Here is a 19,555-nt window from a genome sequence, read left to right as displayed (position 1 = left end):
TCCTCCGTATACGGTCCGTGCCCCGACGGCCGCACCGCGTCCCGGTGCGTCGCCGAGGCCCGCTCGGGCGGAACCGGGCAAGCGGGACGCCGTCGTGGGCCCCGACCGCTCCTCCGGGACGGCCCGGAATCGACCACGGGCCGGTTAACGTCCTCGAAACTCCGGCCAACTAGCGTGCCCATCCATGCCACCAGGGCTTTCGGTGGCCGCGGCCACCGGGCCCCGCACGGCCCGGAGCGAGGATGTGAGGTGGGACGTCGTGCAACTGACCCCGCACGAGCAGGAGAGGCTGCTGATCCACGTGGCGGCCGATGTCGCCGAGAAGCGCCGGGCCCGCGGGCTGAGACTGAACCACCCCGAGGCGGTCGCCCTGATCACCTCGCACATCCTCGAAGGCGCCCGTGACGGCCGTACCGTCGCCGAACTGATGTCCTCCGGGCGCAAGATCCTCACCCGGGACGACGTCATGACGGGCATCCCCGAGATGATCCACGACGTCCAGGTCGAGGCGACCTTCCCGGACGGCACCAAGCTGGTCACCGTCCACGACCCGATCGTCTGACGGGGGAGAACACCGTGATTCCGGGAGAGATCCTCTTCGCCGACGGGCCCGTCGTGTTCAACGAGGGCCGCGAGACCACCCGTCTGACCGTCCTGAATGCCGCCGACCGGCCCGTTCAGGTCGGCTCCCACTACCACTTCGCCGAGGCCAACCCCGGTCTGGACTTCGACCGCGGCGCCGCGCGCGGCAGGCGGCTCAACGTCGCCGCCGGCACCGCCGTGCGCTTCGAGCCCGGGATCCCCGTCGAGGTCGAACTCGTCCCGATCGCCGGCGCCCGTGTGGTGCCCGGACTGCGCGGGGAGACCGGGGGTGCCCTCGATGCCTGAGATCTCGCGTGCCGCGTACGCCGATCTGTTCGGACCGACCACCGGCGACCGGATCCGGCTCGCCGACACGGACCTCCTGATCGAGATCGAGGAGGACCGCTGCGGCGGGCCCGGTCTCGCCGGTGACGAGGCGGTCTTCGGCGGCGGCAAGGTCATCCGGGAATCCATGGGCCAGGCTCGCGCCACCCGCGCGGAGGGCACCCCGGACACGGTCGTCACCGGTGTCGTCATCGTCGACCACTGGGGGATCGTCAAGGCCGATGTCGGCATCCGCGACGGGCGGATCTCGGGCATCGGCAAGGCCGGCAACCCGGACACCATGGACGGGGTCCATCCCGACCTGGTGATCGGCCCCGAGACAGAGATCATCGCGGGCAACGGGCGGATCATGACCGCGGGCGCCATCGACGCCCACGTCCATCTGATCTGTCCGCAGATCGCCGACGAGGCCCTCGCCTCCGGCATCACCACGCTCGTCGGCGGCGGCACCGGTCCCGCCGAGGGCTCCAAGGCCACCACCGTCACTCCGGGCCCCTGGCATCTGGCCCGGATGCTGGAGGCGATGGAGGGGTATCCGGTCAACTTCGGTCTGCTCGGCAAGGGCAACACCGTCTCGCACGAGGCGATGTTCTCGCAGATCCGGGGCGGTGCCCTCGGGCTGAAGATCCACGAGGACTGGGGCTCGACGCCCGCCGCCATCGACGCCGCGCTCACCGTCGCCGACCGCACCGGCATCCAGGTCGCCATCCACACCGACACCCTGAACGAGGCCGGGTTCGTCGCCGACACCCTCGCGGCCATCGCCGGACGCGGGATCCACGCCTACCACACGGAGGGTGCGGGCGGCGGCCACGCGCCGGACATCATGTCCGTCGTCTCCGAGCCCTACGTCCTGCCCAGTTCGACCAATCCGACCCGGCCCTACACCGTCAACACCGCCGAGGAACACCTCGACATGCTGATGGTCTGCCACCACCTGAACCCGGCCGTGCCCGAGGACCTGGCCTTCGCCGAGTCCCGTATCCGGCCGTCCACCATCGGGGCCGAGGACATACTCCACGACCTCGGAGCCATCTCGATCATCTCCTCGGACTCCCAGGCGATGGGCCGCGTAGGCGAGGTCGTCATGCGGACCTGGCAGACCGCCCATGTCATGAAGCGACGCCGGGGCGCCCTGCCGGGCGACGGCCGCGCGGACAACCACCGGGTACGTCGCTATGTCGCCAAATACACGATCAACCCGGCGCTCGCGCAGGGGCTCGCCCGTGAGATCGGCTCGGTGGAGACCGGCAAGCTCGCCGACCTGGTGCTGTGGGAGCCCGCGTTCTTCGGGGTCAAACCGCACCTGGTCGTGAAGGGCGGAATGATCGCGTACGCGCAGATGGGCGACGCCAACGCCTCCATCCCGACACCCCAACCGGTGCTGCCCCGGCCGATGTTCGGGGCGATCGGGCGGGCCCCGGCCTCGAACTCCTTCAACTTCGTGGCACCGCTGGCGATTGAGGACGGGCTGCCGGAACGGCTCTCGCTCGGGAAGCGGTTCGTCGCCATCGAGTCCACGCGGGCGGTGACCAAGGCCGACATGCGGGAGAACGACGCGCGGCCCGAGGTGCGGATCGACCCCGACAGCTTCGCCGTGCACATCGACGGGGAGCTCGTCGAGGCGACTCCCGCCGCCGAACTGCCCATGGCCCAGCGTTACTTCCTCTTCTGATGTCCCGGGCGGCGCTTCTCGTGCTGGCCGACGGCCGGTTTCCCGCCGGAGGGCACGCGCACTCCGGCGGGGCCGAGGCGGCGGTCAGGGCCGGGCGGATCACCGACGGGGCGAGTCTGGAGGCCTTCTGCCGGGGGCGGTTGCACACGAGCGGACTCGTGTCGGCCTCGCTGGCCGCCGCCGGCGCGCTCGGGGCCGCTCCGGTGGCCCTGGACGCGGCTGCCGACGCCCGCACGCCCTCGCTCGCCCTGCGGGTGGCCGCGCGGCGCCTGGGCCGGCAGCTCGTCCGGGCGGCCAGGGCGACGTGGCCCTGTGCCGAACTCGACGCGCTGGCACGGGAGTTCCCCAAGGGGGCGCATCAGCCGGTCGTGCTGGGCGTGACCGCGCGGGCCGCCGGGCTCGGGCCCGTGGACGCCGCGTACTGCTCGGTGTACGAGTGTGTCAGCGGGCCCGCGTCGGCGACGGTGCGGTTGCTGAGCCTCGACCCGTTCGACGCGACGGCCGTGCTGGCACGGATCGCGCCGGAGCTGGACGTCGTCGCCCACGCGGCGGCGAGCGTGGCGCGGCGGTCCCTCGACGAGGGGGTCGGCATACTTCCCGCGGCGTCGGCGCCCCTGCTGGAGATCGGGGCCGAGGCGCATGCGGCCTGGCCGGTACGCCTCTTCGCGTCCTAACGGCCGCACACTCCCGGCCCCGCTCGCGGCGGGCCGCCGGCAACAGCCGACCGGCGGACCGGCAACCGGCGGGCGCCGACCCGCTGGAAGCATCAGCACCCGGGCCTGAACCCGGGCCTGAACCCGGGCCTGAACCCGGGCCTGAACCCGGGCCTGAACCCGGGCCTGAACCCGGGCTTGGTCCCGGGCCTGGTCCCGGGTCCGGTCCCGAGCCTGAACCCGGGCCTGGTCCCGACCCCGGGCCTGGTCCCGACCCCGGGCCTGGTCCCGACCCCGGGCCTGGTCCCGACCCCGGGCCTGGTCCCGACCCCGGGCCCGGTCCCGACCCGGACCCCGGATCCGGTCCCGACCCGGACCCCGGATCCGGTCCCGACCCGGACCCCGGATCCGGTCCCGACCCGGACCCCGGGATCGGCCGCGGCCCCGGCCCGGCGCCATCCCGACCTCGGCCACCGCCGTGGCCCCCGCACCCCATCGACCCCGCTCCCCACCCCGACCCCCACCGAATCTGGAGTCAGCGTGCATCTCGATCATCCTCATGGCGGGCCGTCCGCGGTCAGTGCCGATGCCAGGCGGCCCGACGGCAGGCGTCGTGCCCTGCGCATCGGGCTCGGCGGTCCCGTCGGTTCCGGGAAGACCGCCACCGTCGCCGCGCTCTGCCGGGCGCTGCGCGACGAACTGTCCCTCGCCGTCGTCACCAACGACATCTACACCCGCGAGGACGCCGAGTTCCTGCTGCGGGAGGCGGTCCTGCCCCCCGAACGGATCACCGCGGTGGAGACGGGGGCGTGCCCGCACACCGCGATCCGGGACGACATCTCCGCCAACCTCGAAGCCGTCGAGGACCTGGAGGACGAGGTCGGGCCGCTCGATCTCATCCTCGTGGAGTCCGGCGGCGACAACCTCACCGCCACCTTCTCCAAGGGGCTCGTCGACGCCCAGATCTTCGTGATCGACGTCGCGGGCGGCGACGACATCCCGCGCAAGGGCGGACCCGGGGTCACCACGGCCGACCTGCTCGTCGTGAACAAGACGGACCTCGCGCCGTACGTGGGCTCCGACCTGGCCCGGATGGAGGACGACGCCAAGACGCAGCGGGCCGGACTCCCCGTGGTCTTCCAGTCGTTGCGCAGCGAGCCGGGTGTCGCGGCGGTCGCCGGCTGGGTGCGGGAGCAGCTCGCGGCGTGGACCGCGTGACGACGGCGGGGGTGCGCGCGACCGCCCGCATCGAGGCCACGGCCGACGGCCGGGGCGGCACCTCGCTGCCGGTGCTGGACGGGGAGGGACCGCTGGCCCTGCGGCGTGTCCGCGGCAGCGGGCCCGAGGCGCGCGTGATGCTGGTCGGAGCGATGAGCGGACCGCTCGGCGGTGACCACCTCGCCGTCGAGGCCCGGGTCGGACCGGGCGCGCGGCTGAGGGTCGGCTCGGCCGCGGCCACCATCGCGCTGCCCGGACAGAACAAGGGGGAAGCCCGCTACGACGTGCGTCTCCACGTCGCCGACGGAGGCGAACTGTGCTGGCTGCCCGAGCAGTTGATCTCCGCCGGAGGCAGTGAACTGACCGTCTCCTCGTGCGTCGACCTCACGGGCGGTGCCCGGCTCGTCCTGCGTGAGGAGCAGGTGCTCGGGCGCGTCGGAGAGGAACCCGGACGCCTCACCAGCCGTCTCACCGTGCGCCACGACGGACGGGCCCTGCTCGACCAGGAGTTGGCCTGCGGCCCCGGTGCCCCCGGCGGCTGGGACGGGCCCGCTGTCCTGGCGGGCCACCGGGCGCTCGGGCAACTCGTCGTCGTACGACCGGAGTTCGAGGAGGACGTACCGGCGGCGCGGCCGATCGGGGAGTACGCGGCCCTCACCCCGCTCGCCGGGCCCGCCGTGCTCGTGACCGCGCTCGCCCCCGACGCGCTCCGGCTGCGACGCGTACTGGACGAGGCCCTGGGCGAACTCACATGACGTCAATTATCTTGCGGGGAACGTCACTTCACATCGCCGCACCGCTCACCGGAACACGGCATACCGGCTATCGGATTGGTAAAGAACACCGGTCGCGTCTGTTCTCAGGCACCTCACAGCCGAAAGGATCCCCGTACCAATCGCAATGATGTACGGGGAGGTCACACTTGAGGTCCAAGAGACCGACGAAACGAGTGGCAGCGTTCGGTTCGGCCGGCGTGCTCGTCACCGCGACCCTGATAGCCGGAGCCGTCGCGGCGCCGTCGGCCACCGCCGACTCGCGGCACGGACAGGGCTACGGGCAGAGCCGCGAGCAGCGCGGAGCGGCCGTCGCCGCCGAGCGTGCCGCCAAGGCCGGGATCGACTGGCAGGACTGCCCGGCCGACTGGGGCTTCGAGAAGCCGATCCAGTGCGGCTGGGTGAGCGTGCCGCTGGACTACGCGCACCCCTACGGCAAGCAGCTCAAGCTGGCCGTCGACCGCATCGGCAGCACCGGTACCAAGGAGGAGCGCCAGGGCGCGCTCGTCTACAACCCCGGCGGTCCCGGTGGCTCCGGCATGCGCTTCCCGCGCCGTGTCACGACCAAGAGCCCCCTGTGGGTGAACACCGCCAAGGCGTACGACTTCGTGGGCTTCGACCCGCGCGGTGTGGGCCACTCGGCGCCCATCTCCTGCATCGACCCGCAGGAGTTCGTCAAGGCGCCCAAGGCGGACCCGGTCCCGGACTCCGTGGCCGACAAGCTGGCCCAGCGCAAGCTGGCCGCCGAGTACGCCGACGGCTGCGCCGAGCGCACCGGCAAGGCCGTGCTGGCGCAGATGACCACGCCCAACACGGCGCGCGACCTCGACGTCATCCGGGCCGCGCTCGGTGAGAAGAAGCTCAACTACCTGGGCGTCTCGTACGGCACCTACCTGGGAGCCGTCTACGGCACGCTCTTCCCGGGTCACGTGCGCCGCATGATCGTCGACAGCGTCGTGAACCCGTCGCGCTCGAACATCTGGTACCAGGCCAACCTGGAGCAGGACATCGCGTTCGAGGGCCGCTGGAAGGACTGGGAGGACTGGGTCGCCAAGAACGACGCGTCCTTCCACCTCGGCGACACCCGCGCCAAGGTGCAGGACCAGTGGCTGAAGCTGCGCGCCACCGCGAAGAAGAGCCCGCTGGGCGGCGTCGTCGGCCCCGCCGAGCTGATCTCCTTCTTCCAGAGCGCCCCGTACTACGACTCCTCGTGGGTGCCGGTCGCCTCGGTGTTCAGCAAGTACGTCGCCGGTGACACCCAGGCGCTCGTGGACGCCGCGTCCCCCGACCTGTCGGACACCGCGGGCAACATCTCCTCGGAGAACGGCAACGCCGTCTACACGGCCGTCGAGTGCACCGACGCGCAGTGGCCCACCAGCTGGAAGAAGTGGGACCGGGACAACACGCGGCTCAACGCCCAGTACCCGTTCATGACCTGGGCCAACGCGTGGATGAACCTGCCGTGCGCGACCTGGCCGGTCAAGCAGCAGTCCCCGGTCGAGGTGAAGACCGGCAAGGGCCTGCCCGCCGTCCTCATCGTGCAGTCCACCAACGACGCCGCCACCCCGTACCCGGGCGCCGTCGAATTGCACAAGCGCTTCAAGGGCTCCCGCCTGATCACCGAGCAGGGCGCGGGCTCGCACGGAGTGACCGGTCTGGTCAACCCGTGCATCAACGGGCGGGTGGACACCTACCTGCTCACCGGCAAGACGGACGCCGCCGACGTGACGTGCACGCCGCACGCCACTCCGCAGCCGTAGTCCCGAACGTACGAGGGGGCGGCCGGTATACCGGCCGCCCCCTTCGCCGCGCACGGCGCGGGCGTCTGTGACGCGGCCCCTCAGCTCATCGGCATCTTGGGGAACCTGCGCCCCGACTCGGCCTTCCGCGCGGCCTCCTCGGCCTTGACGACGGCCGCGTACCGGTCGACGTACTCCTGCTCGGACAGGGACAGGATCGCGTACATGATCTCGTCCGTGATGGCCCGCAGAATCGCCTTCTCGCCCTCCATCCCGGCATAGCGGGAGAAGTCGAGGGGCTTGCCGAAGCGGATCACCACGGGGTGGATCCGCGGCAGCTTGCGGCCCGGCGGCTGGGCCTCGAAGGTGCCGATCATCGCGCAGGGAATCACCGGGGCCTGGGCCCGCAGCGCCATCACCGCGACGCCGACCTTGCCCTTGTAGAGCCGCCCGTCGTGCGAACGGGTGCCCTCGGGATAGATGCCGAGCAGCTCGTCCTTGCGCAGCACCCCGAGCCCCTCGCGGATCGCGGCCTGTCCCGCCTCCTTGCCGGAGCGGTCCACCGGGATCTGCCCGATGCTGCGGAAGAAGGCGGCCGTCAGCCGCCCCTTGATGCCGGGGCCGGTGAAGTACTCGGCCTTCGCGAGGAAGGTGATCCGGCGCTTCAGGATGGCGGGCATCAGGAAGTGGTCCGCGAAGGACAGATGGTTGCCCGCCACGATGGCGGGACCCGACGACGGTATGTGCTCAAGGCCCTCGATCCGAGGCCGGAAGACCAGCCTCAACAGCGGACCCAGAAGCACATATTTGAGCACGGTATAGAACACTGGGGCGCTCCTCTTTTCCCCTGGGGAGCGATCAGTGTAGGCGCGGCCGTCGCCGGGCGTAACCGCTGCGGTGTCACTCTCTGTGGCCTCTTGGCCGGTATCAGACCCCTTGCGTCAGAACTTTCTCCAGAGACCCGAGAGCCGACCGGAGTTCCTCGGCCGTGATCGTCAGCGGCGGCGCGAGGCGGATGGTCGAGCCGTGGGTGTCCTTGACCAGAATGCCCTCCTCCATCAGGCCGCGGCTGATCTCCCGTCCCGTGCCGATGGACGGGTCGATGTCGACACCCGCCCACAGGCCCCGGGACCGGAAGCCCTCGACGCCCCGGCCCACCAGAGCCGTCAGCCCCTCCCGCAGGACCACGCCGAGCTCGGCCGCCCGCCGCTGGTACTCCCCGGTCTCCAGCAGGCCCACGACCGCCGAGCCGACCGCCGCGGCCAGCGGATTGCCGCCGAACGTCGAGCCGTGCTCACCGGGCCGCAGCACTTCGAGGACGTCCCGGCGTCCGACGACCGCGGAGACCGGCACGATGCCGCCGCCGAGCGCCTTGCCGAGCAGCAGCAGGTCGGGCACGACCGACTCGTGCTCCACCGCCAGGGTGGTTCCGGTGCGGCCGAGGCCGGACTGGATCTCGTCCGCGATGAACAGGCAGCCGCCGCGCCGGGTCAGTTCGCGGACGCCGGCGAGATAGCCGTCGTCCGGGATGATCACGCCCGCCTCGCCCTGGATGGGCTCGATCAGCACGGCGGCCGTCGTCTCGTCGATCGCCGCCTCCAGCGCGGCCAGGTCGTTGTACGGCACGACCCGGAAACCGGGGGTGAAGGGCCCGAAGCCCGTCCGGGCCGTCTCGTCGGTGGAGAAGCTGACGATCGTGGTCGTCCGGCCGTGGAAGTTGTCGGCCGCCACCACGATCGTGGCCCGGTCGGGCTCGACGCCCTTCACCTCGTACGCCCATTTGCGGGCCACCTTGACGGCGCTCTCCACCGCCTCGGCGCCCGTGTTCATCGGCAGGACCATGTCCAGGCCCGTCAACGCGGCCAGGGACTCGGCGAATCCGGCCAGCTGGTCGTTGTGGAACGCTCGCGAGGTCAGGGTGAGCCGGTCGAGCTGGCGGTGGGCCGCCTCGATCAGCACCGGGTTGCGGTGGCCGAAGTTGAGGGCCGAGTAGCCCGCCAGCATGTCGAGGTAGCGGCGCCCCTCGACGTCCTCGACCCAGGTGCCCTCGGCGTGCGTGACGACCACCGGCAGCGGGTGGTAGTTGTGCGCCAGGACGGGGCCCTCGGCCCGGATCAGTTCCTCGGAGCTGCGCGCACCGGCGCCGGCGGACGCGGTCGTACGGGCGGGAGCGGTCATGAACGGATCTCCTGTGTGCAGCACTTGATGCCGCCGCCGGCCTTGTGGAACTCCGACAGGTCGACGGGGACGGGGACGTAGCCGTGGGTCACGAGCTGGTCGGCGAGGGCCTCGGCGCGGGGCGCGATGAAGACATGGCGGCCGTCCGAGACGGAGTTGAGGCCGAAGGCCAGGGCGTCCTCGCGGGTGGCGAGCACCGCGTCCGGGAACAGCCGGCCGAGCACCTCGCGGCTGCCGGGCGAGAACGCCTCCGGGTAGTACGCGATGTTGTCGTCGTCGAGGACGAACAGGGCGGTGTCCAGGTGGTAGAAGTGCGGGTCCACCAGGCGCAGGCCGATCACCGGGACGCCGAAGAACTCCTGGACCTCGCGATGGGCCTCGGGCGTGGTGCGAAAGCCCGTGCCGGCCAGGATGTGGCGGCGCGTCGGGACGAGGTCGCCCTCGCCCTCGCACACCGACTCCGGACGGTAGACGTCGAAACCGGCCGTCTTGAACCAGGTCTCGTACGCGGTGGACTCGGGGCGGCGCTCGGGCGCGTGGAAGGACGAGCCGAAGACCCGGCCCTCCAGGACGAGCGCGCAGTTCGCGGCGAAGACCATGTCGGGCAGGCCGGCGACCGGCTCGACGGTCTCGACGGAGTGGCCGTGGGCGCGATAGGCGCTCATCAGGGCCTGCCACTGGGCGCCCGCGAGATCGACGTCCACCGGGGTGTCGGGACGCATCCACGGGTTGATCGCGTACTGCACGGCGAAGTGTCTGGGTTCGCAGACGAGAAAGCGCCGGGGGCGCGGCACACGGCTTTCGGACACAGAGAGGTTCCTCCGCTTCCTGCGGTGTCATCTGGTGGGATGTCTCAACGGTAAGAAGCGGGGGACACGGCGGACAAGCGACAAGAGCTGCGCGTATACGCAGCACTGCTGCGTGATCGGCAGGGTCAGCGCACGTTTCCTGCGTCATCCGGGGCGGCGTGGGTCGCCCCGGCCTCCGGGGCCTCGGGCAGCAGATGGGACAGCACCATGTAGCTGATCGTCTTCCGGATGAACGGCTCCACCCGGATGCGTTCGAGCACCTCCTCGAAGTGCTCCACATCGACGGCCCGCACGTGCAGCAGCGCGTCCGCGCCCCCGGTCACCGTCATCGCCGCGGTGATCTCCGGATGGTTGCGCACCACCTCGGCGAGCCGCCGGGGAGGCGCCGCGCCCTCGCAGTACACCTCCACGTACGCCTCCGTGCGCCAGCCGAGCGCCGCGGGCTTCACCGTGGCCGTGAACCCGGTGATCACCCCCGTCTCGCGCAGCCGGTCGACCCGGCGCTTGACCGCCGTCGCGGACAGCCCGATCGCCGCGCCGATCTCCGCGAAGCTCGTCCGGGCATTGGCCATCAGGGCTGTGATGATCTTGCGGTCGAGCTCGTCGAACATGGCGGGCTTGCTGTTCATGGCCGCACTGTATCCAGCGGCGAGGCCCGGCCGGCCGGGCGCGACGGCCGTGTCCGGCACATGTCCAGCCGCGCGAATCACTCCTACACTCCACTCTCATGCTGCGCGCGCTCGCCGTCGACGACGAACAACCCTCCCTCGAAGAGCTGCTGTACCTCCTGAACGCCGACCCGCGGATCGGCAGCGCCGAGGGCGCGAGCGACGCGACCGAGGCGCTGCGCCGGCTCAACCGGGCCCTGGAGAGCGGCCCCGGGGGACCCGAGGCCATCGACGTCGTCTTCCTCGACATCCACATGCCGGGCCTCGACGGACTCGACCTGGCCCGGCTGCTCGGCGGGTTCGCCCGGCCGCCGCTCGTCGTGTTCGTCACCGCCCACGAGGGCTTCGCCGTACAGGCCTTCGACCTCAAGGCCCTGGACTACGTCCTGAAGCCCGTACGCCGCGAACGGCTCGCCGAGGCGGTCCGGCGGGCCGCCCAACTGCGCGACACCGCACCCCTGATCCCCGTCCACGAGCCGGACCCCGACCACATATCCGTCGAACTCGGCGGAGTGACACGGTTCGTGGCCGTCGAGGACATCACCCACGCCGAGGCCCACGGCGACTACGCGCGGCTGCACACCGCGCAGGGCAGCCATCTGGTGCGCATCCCGCTGTCCACCCTGGAGGAGCGCTGGCGCTCCCGCGGCTTCGTCCGCATCCACCGCCGCCATCTCGTCGCCCTGCGCCACATCGGCGAACTCCGCCTGGACGCCGGTACGGTGAGCGTCCTCGTCGACTCCGTCGAACTCCAGGTCAGCCGCCGGCACGCCCGCCAACTGCGCGATCTGCTGCTGCGCCGGACCACGAGCTGAGGAGCGCGGCGTGCCGCAGGACCCCACCGAACGCCGTGTGGTCGTCACCGGAGTGCCCAGGCGCACCCGCAGGACCGGCCACCACCGCCCGAGGGCCGAGATCGACGAACAGACCACACTCGGCCACACCTACGTCCGCTCCCTGATGCGCAGTCAACTCCGTGCCGCCTGCTCGACGTTCGCCGTGCTGATCCTGCTCGTCGGACCGCTGCCGCTGGTCTTCGCCGCGATGCCCGAGGGCGCCACCCTGGAATGGGCCGTCCTCGGCTTCTGCCTCTACCCGCCGCTGGTGCTGCTGGCCCGCTGGTACGTGCGGCGGGCGGAACGCAACGAGAAGGACCTCGTGCGCCTGGTCGAGGACCGCTGAGCCGTGAACGAGAACTACTCCGTTCCCGCCGTCGCGCTCGTCGTCGTCGCGACCGTCCTGGTCGGCGCGTTCGGGCTGCGTATCTCCCGTACCACCTCCGACTTCTACGTCGCCTCGCGCACCGTCGGGCCCCGGCTCAACGCGGCCGCGATCAGCGGCGAATACCTCTCCGCCGCCTCCTTCCTCGGCATCGCGGGCCTGGTGCTCGTCCAGGGACCCGACATGCTCTGGTACCCGGTCGGCTACACCGCCGGCTATCTCGTGCTGCTCCTCTTCGTCGCGGCCCCGCTGCGCCGCTCCGGCGCCTACACCCTGCCCGACTTCGCGGAGGCCCGGCTCGGCTCCCAGGCCGTCCGACGGCTCGCCGGGGCCTTCGTCGTCGGCGTCGGCTGGCTTTATCTTCTGCCCCAACTCCAGGGCGCGGGACTGACGCTGGCGGTGCTGACCAACGCGCCCGACTGGTTCGGCGGGGTCCTCGTGGCCGTCGTCGTCGTGGCCACCGTCGCCGCGGGCGGCATGCGCAGCATCACCTTCGTCCAGGCCTTCCAGTACTGGCTCAAGCTCACCGCCCTGCTCGTCCCCGCGCTCTTCCTGGTCCTCGCCTGGCAGGCGCACGGCGCACCCCGCGACGCCTTCGGGGAACCCCCGGCCTTCCGCGAACAGCGCCTCGTCCGGGTCGGCTCCACACTCGACCTGAGGCTGTCCGGGCCGCTCACCGTCACCGCCACGGGCACCGTCGACGGACGGCGCTACGAGGGCGAGCGCGTCCGGCTCCCGGGCGGCACCCACCGCATCGCCGGCGGCACCCGGCTGACCTTCGACCGGGGCGCCCGGGTCCCGGCCGCGGAACGGGGCGGCGACGACACCCTGTCGACCTCCCCGTCCGCCGGGAACGGGGAACGCCCGCTCTACGCCACCTACGGACTGATCCTCGCCACGTTCCTCGGCACGATGGGCCTGCCGCACGTCGTCGTCCGCTTCTACACCAGCCCGCACGGAGTCGCCGCCCGCCGCACCACCGTCGCCGTGCTCGGCCTGATCGGCGTCTTCTACCTCCTGCCGCCCGTCTACGGGGCGCTGGGCCGGCTGTACGCCCCCGAACTCAGCCTCACCGGCGACGCGGACGCCGCCGTGCTCCTGCTGCCCGACAGGATGATCGGCGGAGTCGGCGGCGACCTGCTCGGGGCGCTCGTCGCGGGCGGCGCCTTCGCCGCGTTCCTCTCGACGGCGTCGGGACTGACCATGGCCGTCGCCGGCGTGCTCACCCAGGACGTGCTGCCCTCCCGGGGCGTACGGCACTTCCGGCTCGGCACCGTCCTGGCCATGGCCGTGCCCCTCGCCGCGAGCGTGCTGGTCGGCGGGCTGCCCGTCGCCGACGCCGTGGGGCTCGCGTTCGCCGTGTCCGCGTCCTCCTTCTGCCCGCTGCTGGTCCTCGGCATCTGGTGGCGGCGGCTCACCCCGCCCGGGGCGGCCGCAGGGATGCTCGGCGGCGGGGGCGCGGCCCTCGTGGCCGTCGGCGCGACCATGGCCGGCTACCCGGGCACGAGCGGCCCCCTGCGCACCCTGCTCGCCTGGCCGGCGCTGTGGTCGGTGCCGCTCGGCTTCGTGACGATGGTGCTGGTGTCACTGGCCACCGCCGCTCGCGTACCGGCCGGGACGGCGGCGATCCTCGCCCGCTTCCATCTGCCGGAGGAACTCACCGACGACCAGGTCAGGGCCGCGGCGGGCGGAACCGCGGGCACGGCGTCGGGGACGGGACGGTGAGGGCGTGAGCGGGTTCGTCGCCGGGCTGTGCGTGGCCGTCCTCCCGCTGCTGGCGGCGGGATTCTGGCTCGGCCGGCGCACCGCGCGGCCCGGGAGCTCGGGAGGACTCGGCACCCCGGTCGAGCACGCCACCTTCCAGACCCTGCACACCGCCTCGCTCGCCGCGCCCCCGCTGCGCGCAGGACTGACCGAGGAGACGGCCCGCCGGTCCGCCCGGCGGCTGCGCACCCTGCTCGGCACGGACGCCCTGTGCCTCACCGACCAGGAGACGGTCCTCGCCTGGGACGGCGTCGGCGACCACCACCGTGACGAGATCATGGAACGCCTGGGCGGCCCGCTGGAGACCGGACGCGGTGAGGCCTTCCGGCTGGTGTGCGACGAGCCCGACTGCCCACTGCGCTGGGCCGTCGTGGCACCGCTCACCGTCGAGGAACGCGTGCACGGAGCGATCGTGGCCTGCGCGCCCCGCGAGTCCGCGGTCCTCGTGCGCGCCGTCGGCGAGGTGGCGCGCTGGGTCTCCGTACAGCTGGAACTGGCCGACCTCGACCGGTCGAGGACCCGGCTGATCGAGGCCGAGATCAAGGCGCTGCGAGCGCAGATATCCCCGCATTTCATCTTCAACTCGCTCGCCGTGATCGCCTCGTTCGTCCGGACCGATCCGGAGCGGGCCAGGGAGCTCCTGCTGGAGTTCGCCGACTTCACCCGCTACTCGTTCCGCAGGCACGGCGACTTCACCACCCTCGCCGACGAGCTGCACGCCATCGACCACTACCTGGCGCTCGTGCGCGCCCGCTTCGGCGAACGGCTGTCGGTCACCCTCCAGATCGCCCCCGAGGTGCTGCCGGTCGCGCTGCCCTTCCTCTGCCTCCAGCCCCTGGTGGAGAACGCCGTCAAACACGGTCTGGAGGGCAAGACCGACAAGAGCCACATCAGCATCACGGCCCGGGACGCGGGCGCCGAGGCGCTCGTGGTGATCGAGGACAACGGCGTCGGCATGGATCCCGGGCGGCTGCGCCGCATCCTGGCGGGGGAGGTCGGCCCCTCCGGGGGCATCGGCCTGTCCAACGTCGACGAGCGGCTGCGTCAGGTGTACGGCGACGATCACGGCCTGGTCATCGAGACCGCCGTGGGAGCGGGCATGAAGATCACGGCCCGGCTCCCCAAGTACCAGCCGGGCGTCCACTCCGCCGCCGGGCGCCCCCGGCAGTGAGACGCCCCGGAACAGCGCCGCAGTCGGCCGGGCCCTCCGGGGGGTCCCGCGGGCCGGGGTCAGGCGCTGCTGGAGGCCACCATCCCCAGCGTGATCAGACCGAGCACGACCCAGCCGAACCACAGCCAGCCGTTGCTGCCCAGTGCCACCGTGTAGGCCGTCACCACGACGAGCCCGCCCACGGTGAGCACCCCCATCGCCTTCGTCGAACCGGGCATCGCAGCACCCTCCTCCAGGCGGGTCCGCGACGCGGGCCGTGGCCTCTGGGGCCATTTTCACCCGGAGGGAGTCACATCGCCAGGGCCGTGCCGGTCACCGGGTCCGCCGAGAGCGGCGGCGGCCGTCAGCGGCCGCGTGTGTTGAGGGAGGCCAGATAGGCGTTGTAGGCCTCCAGCTCCTTGTCGCCGTCCCGGTCCGCGGCGCGGTCCAGACGCCTGGCCTGCCGCTGCTCGGAGTTGTACCACTGGAAGAGCAGCGCGAGCAGGACGAGGACCGAGGGGATCTCGCTGAACGCCCAGGCGATCCCGCCGGCGGCGGTCTGGTCGGCGAGGGCGTCGATGCCCAGGGAGGCCGGCGGGTTCTTGTACGACTCGACCATCGGCCCCGAGGCCATCATCAGCGAGATGCCGAAGAACGCGTGGAACGGCATCCCCGCGAACAGCTCAAGCATCCGCATCAGATAGCCGGGGCGGTGCGGGCCCGGGTCCACGCCCATGATCGGCCAGAAGAAGAACAGGCCGACGAGGAGGAAGTGGCACATCATCACGATGTGGCCGGTGGTGGAGCCCATCAGGAAGTCGAACAGCGGGGAGAAGTACAGCCCGTACAGGCTCGCGATGAACATCGGGATCGTGAACGCCGGATGCGTGACGATCTTCATGTACCGGCTGTGCAGGAACATCAGCAGCAGTTCGCGCGGCCCCTTGGCGCCGCGCTTCGCGGCTACCGGCAGCGCGCGCAGCGCCAGCGTGATCGGCGCCCCGAGCAGGATCAGGATCGGCGAGAGCATGCTGATCACCATGTGCTGGACCATGTGCACGCTGAACATGACCATGCCGTAGTCGTTCAGCCGGGTGCACATGACGAGCATCACCGTCAGCACGCCGACGACGAAGGAGGCCGTACGGCCCCACGACCACGCGTCGCCGCGCCGGGCCAGCCGTACGGCCCCCCAGCCGTACAGCCCGAGCCCGAGCAGGCACGCGACGAGGAAGAACGGGTCGGCGGACCATTCGAGCCCCCGTCCCAGCGTGAACGGCGGCAGATCCATGGTCATGCCGTGCCCGCTGTGATCCATCCGCCGGCTCCTGTTTCTGGGGGGTGCCTCCGAGGCCCTTTTAAGGCACTGGGGGAGGTTGTGCGCTGTCTGTCCGCACCAGAGTAGAACCGCCCCCGGTCGCGGTTGCGACCGGGGGCGGTTCCGACGGCGTACGGCTCAGAGCACGCACTCCGCCTCGGCGTAGCGCTCGTCCGGGACCGTCTTCAGGGTCTCCACCGCCTCGGCGAGGGAGACCATCACGATGTCGGTGCCGCGCAGCGCGGTCATCATCCCGAACTCGCCGCGGTGCACGGCCTCCACGGCGTGCCATCCGAACCGGGTCGCGAGCACGCGGTCGTACGCCGTCGGGGTGCCGCCGCGCTGCACGTGCCCGAGGATGACCGGCCGGGCCTCCTTGCCGAGCCGTTCCTCCAGCTCGATGGAGAGCTGACGGGCGATGCCCGCGAAGCGCTCGTGGCCGTAGATGTCCTTGCCGCCCTCGTCGTAGCGCATCGAGCCCTCGCGGGGCTTTGCGCCCTCGGCGGCGACGACGATGGCGAACCGCTTGCCCGCCTCGAACCGCTCGCCGACCCGCGCGGCCAGCTCCTCGATGTCGAAGGGCCGCTCCGGTACGACGATGGCGTGGGCGCCCGCGGCCATGCCGGAGTGCAGCGCGATCCAGCCGGTGTGGCGGCCCATGACCTCCACGATCAGGACGCGCTGGTGGGACTCGGCGGTGGTCTTCAGCCGGTCGAGGGCCTCGGTCGCGACCCCGACGGCCGTGTCGAAGCCGAAGGTGACGTCCGTGACCGCGATGTCGTTGTCGATGGTCTTCGGCACCCCGACGATGGGCAGACCGCCGTCCGAAAGCAGCCGGGCCGCCTTCAGCGTGCCCTCGCCGCCGATCGGGATGATCGCGTCGAGCCCGAGGTCCGCGACATGGCCCTTGGCCCGCTCCACGCCGTCACGCAGATGCGCGGGCTGGACCCGGGAGGAGCCGAGCATGGTGCCGCCGCGGGCGAGGATGCCGCTCACCGCGTCGAGGTCGAGCTTGAGGTAGTCGCACTCCAGGAGACCCTTCCAGCCGTCCCGGAAGCCGATGACCTCGTCGCCGTGGTCGACGACGGCGCGGTGTACGACCGACCGGATGACGGCGTTCAGGCCGGGGCAGTCGCCGCCGGACGTGAGGACACCAATGCGCATAGCCCGAAATACCTTCTCAACGTGGTCCGGGGACCGGACCACGTTGTCCGGCGAGGATCGGCGCCAGCCTACCGGCGGAAGGGGGCCGCGCCCTACCGTGCGTCCGCCTGCTGGACGCCCCCGCTCACCTGTGCGGATGTGGTGTCAGACGCGCTCCGGACCCGGCCGGAAGGAACCGTTCCGCTGCGAGGAAACGGTTCTTCGCCGCCCACGCAAAGAGGAACCGTTCCTCCACGAGAAACGGTTCCTCTGACCCGCCGGGGCGGGCCGGCCCTACGCGGGCTGCGTGGCGGACGCGATGCGCTCGGAGCGCAGCGCCTCGTACCAGCGGTCGTCGGTCGGCGGCAGCGCGTTGACGTCGAGGGCCAGCTTCAGCAGCAGGTCCGCGATCTGCGGGTTGCGGGCGAGGACGGGGCCGTGCATGTACGTACCGAACACGGTGTCGTTGTACGCGCCCTCGGTGCCGTCGCCCGTGCCGTTGCCCTTGCCGAGCCGCACGTTCGCGAACGGGCGGGCGGTGGGACCGAGGTGGGTGACGCCCTGGTGGTTCTCGAAGCCGGTCAGCTGGGGCAGACCGAGCCGCGGGTCGATGTCCGCGAGGACGTCGCCGACGCACCGCTCGCCCTCACCGCGCACCGAGACCACGTCGAGCAGGCCGAGGCCGGGCTCGCGCTGGCCGAGGTCGTTGATGAACTCGTGCCCGAGGATCTGGTAGCCGGCGCACACGGAGAACACGATCGCGCCGTTGCCGACCGCGCGCTCCAGACCGCCGTCGCGGCGCAGCCGCTCGGCCGCGAGCCGCTGCGGCCGGTCCTCGCCGCCGCCGATCAGGTAGATGTCGCCCGAGGTCGGGACCGGCTGGTCGCTGCGCACGTCGACACGGGCCACGTCGAGGCCGCGCTGACGCGCCCGGCGCTCCACGACGAGGGCGTTGCCCTGGTCGCCGTAGGTGCTCAGCAGGTCCGGGTAGATCCACACCAGGCGCAGGCTGTTGTCCGTCATTCTCTTCGTCCTCCGTGGCTCAGTTGCCGACACGACGCCTCAAGTCCTGGAATGCGGTGTAGTTCGCGATGACCTCGATGCGTCCGGGCGGTGCCATCTGCACGGCCTGGTCGAGGGTGTCGCAGACCTGGAACTGCTGGTTGGCGACTTCGAGACGGACGGCGAGGTCGAGCTTGCGGTCGCCGAGGACGAAGATCGGGTGTCCGGTCAGGCGGGTGTAGTCGACGTCCCACAGCCAGGAGGTGTCGGTGCCGTCGGCGCCGCGCGCGTTCACCGACAGGATGACCGGGGTCGGCGGCGGGTCGATCAGGGAGAAGGTCTCCAGCCAGCCCGCGGGGTTCTTGGCGAGGAGCAGACGCAGGTCGCGCTCCATGAACTGCACGACGTCGTAGCGTCCGGCCACGGCCTGGACCTGGTACATGCGCTCCAGGGCGACCTGCGGCGGCACGCCGAAGACGGCGGCCACGGCGGCCGAGGAGGCGGCGTTCGCCTTGTTGGCCCGGCCCGGCAGCTGGAGGTGGATCGGCCACGCGGAACCGTGCGGGTCGAGGACGTGGTCCCCGGACAGCGCCCAGGTCGGCGTCGGACGGCGGAAGCCGCACTCGCCGCAGAACCAGTCGTCGCCGGGCCGCTGCATCACGCCACCGCAGGACGGGCAGGACCAGGCGTCTTCCTTCCACATCTGGCCGGCCGCCACCCACATGACGTTCGGCGAGGAGGACGCGGCCCAGACGACCAGCGGGTCGTCCGCGTTGGCGACCACGACGGCCTTGGAGCCGGCCAGGCCCTCGCGCCAGTGCTCGGCCATCATCCGCGTCTCGGCGGCGCGGTCGAGCTGGTCGCGCGAGAGGTTCAGCAGCGCGATGCACTTCGGGTCGGTGTCACGCGCCACACCGGCGAGGTACTTCTCGTCGACCTCGATGACCGCGAACTTGGCGTCCGAGCCGCCGGCCAGCGCCGAGGTGATGCCCGCGGGCATGTTGGCGCCGAGGGCGTTGGACACGACCGGACCCGCGGCGCGCAGCGCCTCGGCGATCAGTCGGGTCGTCGTGGTCTTGCCGTTGGTCGCCGACACCAGGATCACGTCCAGGTGCGTGGCGAGCCTCGCCAGCAGGTCGGGGTCGAGCTTGAGCGCCACCCGGCCGCCGATCACCGATCCGCTGCCGCGTCCGGCGGCCCGCGAGACGGCTGCCGCCGCCTTGCCCGCCGTCACGGCCAGCTTGGCCCGCGGCGACAGCGGGTCCGAGTTGCCTGACATCGTTTCTCGATCCTCCTTGCGTACGCGCCGCGCCCCTG

20 protein-coding genes are annotated in these 19,555 nt (G+C 71.7%); 11 read left to right on the top strand and 9 right to left on the bottom strand.

The features are described from left to right. Positions 1-259: 259 nt before the first annotated feature. From WJM95_RS03430 to WJM95_RS03400, 7 genes are all read left to right on the top strand, one after another. Positions 260-562 (top strand): urease subunit gamma, encoded by a 303-nt coding sequence (locus tag WJM95_RS03430; protein WP_103550668.1) that lies wholly within the window; start codon positions 260-262, stop codon positions 560-562. A gap of 14 nt (positions 563-576) precedes the next feature. After that, positions 577-888 (top strand): urease subunit beta, encoded by a 312-nt coding sequence (locus WJM95_RS03425; protein WP_339127964.1) that lies wholly within the window; start codon positions 577-579, stop codon positions 886-888. Next, positions 881-2,602, top strand: a complete 1,722-nt coding sequence (locus WJM95_RS03420) for an urease subunit alpha (RefSeq protein WP_339127963.1) — start codon at positions 881-883, stop codon at positions 2,600-2,602. Before WJM95_RS03425 ends, WJM95_RS03420 begins: the two co-directional genes overlap by 8 nt. Beyond that, entirely contained in the window at positions 2,602-3,276 is a 675-nt protein-coding gene (locus WJM95_RS03415; RefSeq protein ID WP_339127962.1) for an urease accessory UreF family protein, read from the top strand. The genes WJM95_RS03420 and WJM95_RS03415 overlap by 1 nt, the downstream gene beginning before the upstream one ends. 519 nt (positions 3,277-3,795) lie before the next feature. Continuing rightward, positions 3,796-4,473, top strand: coding sequence for an urease accessory protein UreG (gene ureG / locus WJM95_RS03410; RefSeq protein WP_339127961.1), 678 nt, complete (start codon positions 3,796-3,798; stop codon positions 4,471-4,473). Continuing rightward, positions 4,461-5,228: an urease accessory protein UreD gene (locus tag WJM95_RS03405; RefSeq protein ID WP_339127960.1), complete on the top strand. Its 768-nt coding sequence runs from the start codon at positions 4,461-4,463 to the stop codon at positions 5,226-5,228. Before ureG ends, WJM95_RS03405 begins: the two co-directional genes overlap by 13 nt. A 167-nt stretch (positions 5,229-5,395) precedes the next feature. After that, on the top strand, positions 5,396-7,006 hold the full coding sequence (locus WJM95_RS03400; RefSeq protein ID WP_339127959.1) for an alpha/beta hydrolase: 1,611 nt from the start codon (positions 5,396-5,398) through the stop codon (positions 7,004-7,006). Positions 7,007-7,086: 80 nt separating this feature from the next. On the opposite strand, the gene WJM95_RS03395 is transcribed toward WJM95_RS03400, so the two are convergent. From WJM95_RS03395 to WJM95_RS03380, 4 genes are all read right to left on the bottom strand, one after another. Then, on the bottom strand, positions 7,087-7,812 hold the full coding sequence (locus WJM95_RS03395; RefSeq protein ID WP_339127958.1) for a lysophospholipid acyltransferase family protein: 726 nt from the start codon (positions 7,810-7,812) through the stop codon (positions 7,087-7,089). Between the two features lie 100 nt (positions 7,813-7,912). Continuing rightward, entirely contained in the window at positions 7,913-9,163 is a 1,251-nt protein-coding gene (rocD, locus tag WJM95_RS03390) for an ornithine--oxo-acid transaminase (protein WP_339127957.1), read from the bottom strand. After that, the gene (ddaH, locus tag WJM95_RS03385) at positions 9,160-9,972 is read right to left on the bottom strand and encodes a dimethylargininase (RefSeq protein WP_339127956.1); all 813 of its coding nucleotides are present in this window, start codon (positions 9,970-9,972) and stop codon (positions 9,160-9,162) included. The genes rocD and ddaH overlap by 4 nt, the downstream gene beginning before the upstream one ends. 125 nt (positions 9,973-10,097) lie before the next feature. Continuing rightward, positions 10,098-10,601, bottom strand: a complete 504-nt coding sequence (locus WJM95_RS03380; protein WP_151470518.1) for an Lrp/AsnC family transcriptional regulator — start codon at positions 10,599-10,601, stop codon at positions 10,098-10,100. Positions 10,602-10,699: 98 nt separating this feature from the next. On the opposite strand from WJM95_RS03380, the gene WJM95_RS03375 reads away from it, so the two are divergent. Genes WJM95_RS03375 through WJM95_RS03360 form a run of 4 tightly spaced genes read left to right on the top strand, consistent with a single transcriptional unit; the run spans position 10,700 to position 14,796 of the window. Beyond that, positions 10,700-11,455, top strand: coding sequence for a response regulator transcription factor (locus tag WJM95_RS03375; protein WP_339127955.1), 756 nt, complete (start codon positions 10,700-10,702; stop codon positions 11,453-11,455). Between the two features lie 10 nt (positions 11,456-11,465). After that, on the top strand, positions 11,466-11,822 hold the full coding sequence (locus WJM95_RS03370) for a hypothetical protein (RefSeq protein WP_339127954.1): 357 nt from the start codon (positions 11,466-11,468) through the stop codon (positions 11,820-11,822). A gap of 3 nt (positions 11,823-11,825) precedes the next feature. Further along, a complete protein-coding gene (locus tag WJM95_RS03365; protein ID WP_339127953.1) occupies positions 11,826-13,586 on the top strand; it encodes a cation acetate symporter in 1,761 nt (586 codons plus the stop codon). A gap of 4 nt (positions 13,587-13,590) precedes the next feature. After that, complete coding sequence (locus WJM95_RS03360; RefSeq protein ID WP_339127952.1) at positions 13,591-14,796, top strand: histidine kinase; 1,206 nt, start codon at positions 13,591-13,593, stop codon at positions 14,794-14,796. Between the two features lie 59 nt (positions 14,797-14,855). Here the strand turns inward: WJM95_RS03360 and WJM95_RS03355 are convergent, their stop codons facing one another. The 5 genes from WJM95_RS03355 to WJM95_RS03335 all read right to left on the bottom strand — a co-directional run bounded on the left by WJM95_RS03355 (position 14,856) and on the right by WJM95_RS03335 (position 19,517). Continuing rightward, complete coding sequence (locus tag WJM95_RS03355; RefSeq protein WP_339127951.1) at positions 14,856-15,014, bottom strand: hypothetical protein; 159 nt, start codon at positions 15,012-15,014, stop codon at positions 14,856-14,858. Between the two features lie 125 nt (positions 15,015-15,139). Next, positions 15,140-16,093: a cytochrome c oxidase assembly protein gene (locus tag WJM95_RS03350; RefSeq protein WP_339127950.1), complete on the bottom strand. Its 954-nt coding sequence runs from the start codon at positions 16,091-16,093 to the stop codon at positions 15,140-15,142. Between the two features lie 138 nt (positions 16,094-16,231). Then, entirely contained in the window at positions 16,232-17,257 is a 1,026-nt protein-coding gene (locus WJM95_RS03345) for a 6-phosphofructokinase (RefSeq protein ID WP_339127949.1), read from the bottom strand. 273 nt (positions 17,258-17,530) lie between these two features. Continuing rightward, positions 17,531-18,259 carry a glutamine amidotransferase gene (locus WJM95_RS03340; protein ID WP_339127948.1) on the bottom strand — a complete coding sequence of 243 codons (729 nt, stop codon included), beginning with the start codon at positions 18,257-18,259 and terminating at the stop codon, positions 17,531-17,533. Between the two features lie 19 nt (positions 18,260-18,278). Continuing rightward, positions 18,279-19,517 carry a MurT ligase domain-containing protein gene (locus WJM95_RS03335; protein ID WP_339127947.1) on the bottom strand — a complete coding sequence of 413 codons (1,239 nt, stop codon included), beginning with the start codon at positions 19,515-19,517 and terminating at the stop codon, positions 18,279-18,281. Between the last annotated feature and the right edge of the window lie 38 nt (positions 19,518-19,555).

Source organism: Streptomyces sp. f51 (assembly GCF_037940415.1).
In the GTDB taxonomy this organism is placed as follows: domain Bacteria; phylum Actinomycetota; class Actinomycetes; order Streptomycetales; family Streptomycetaceae; genus Streptomyces.
This window is presented reverse-complemented; position numbering and strand designations above follow the sequence as displayed.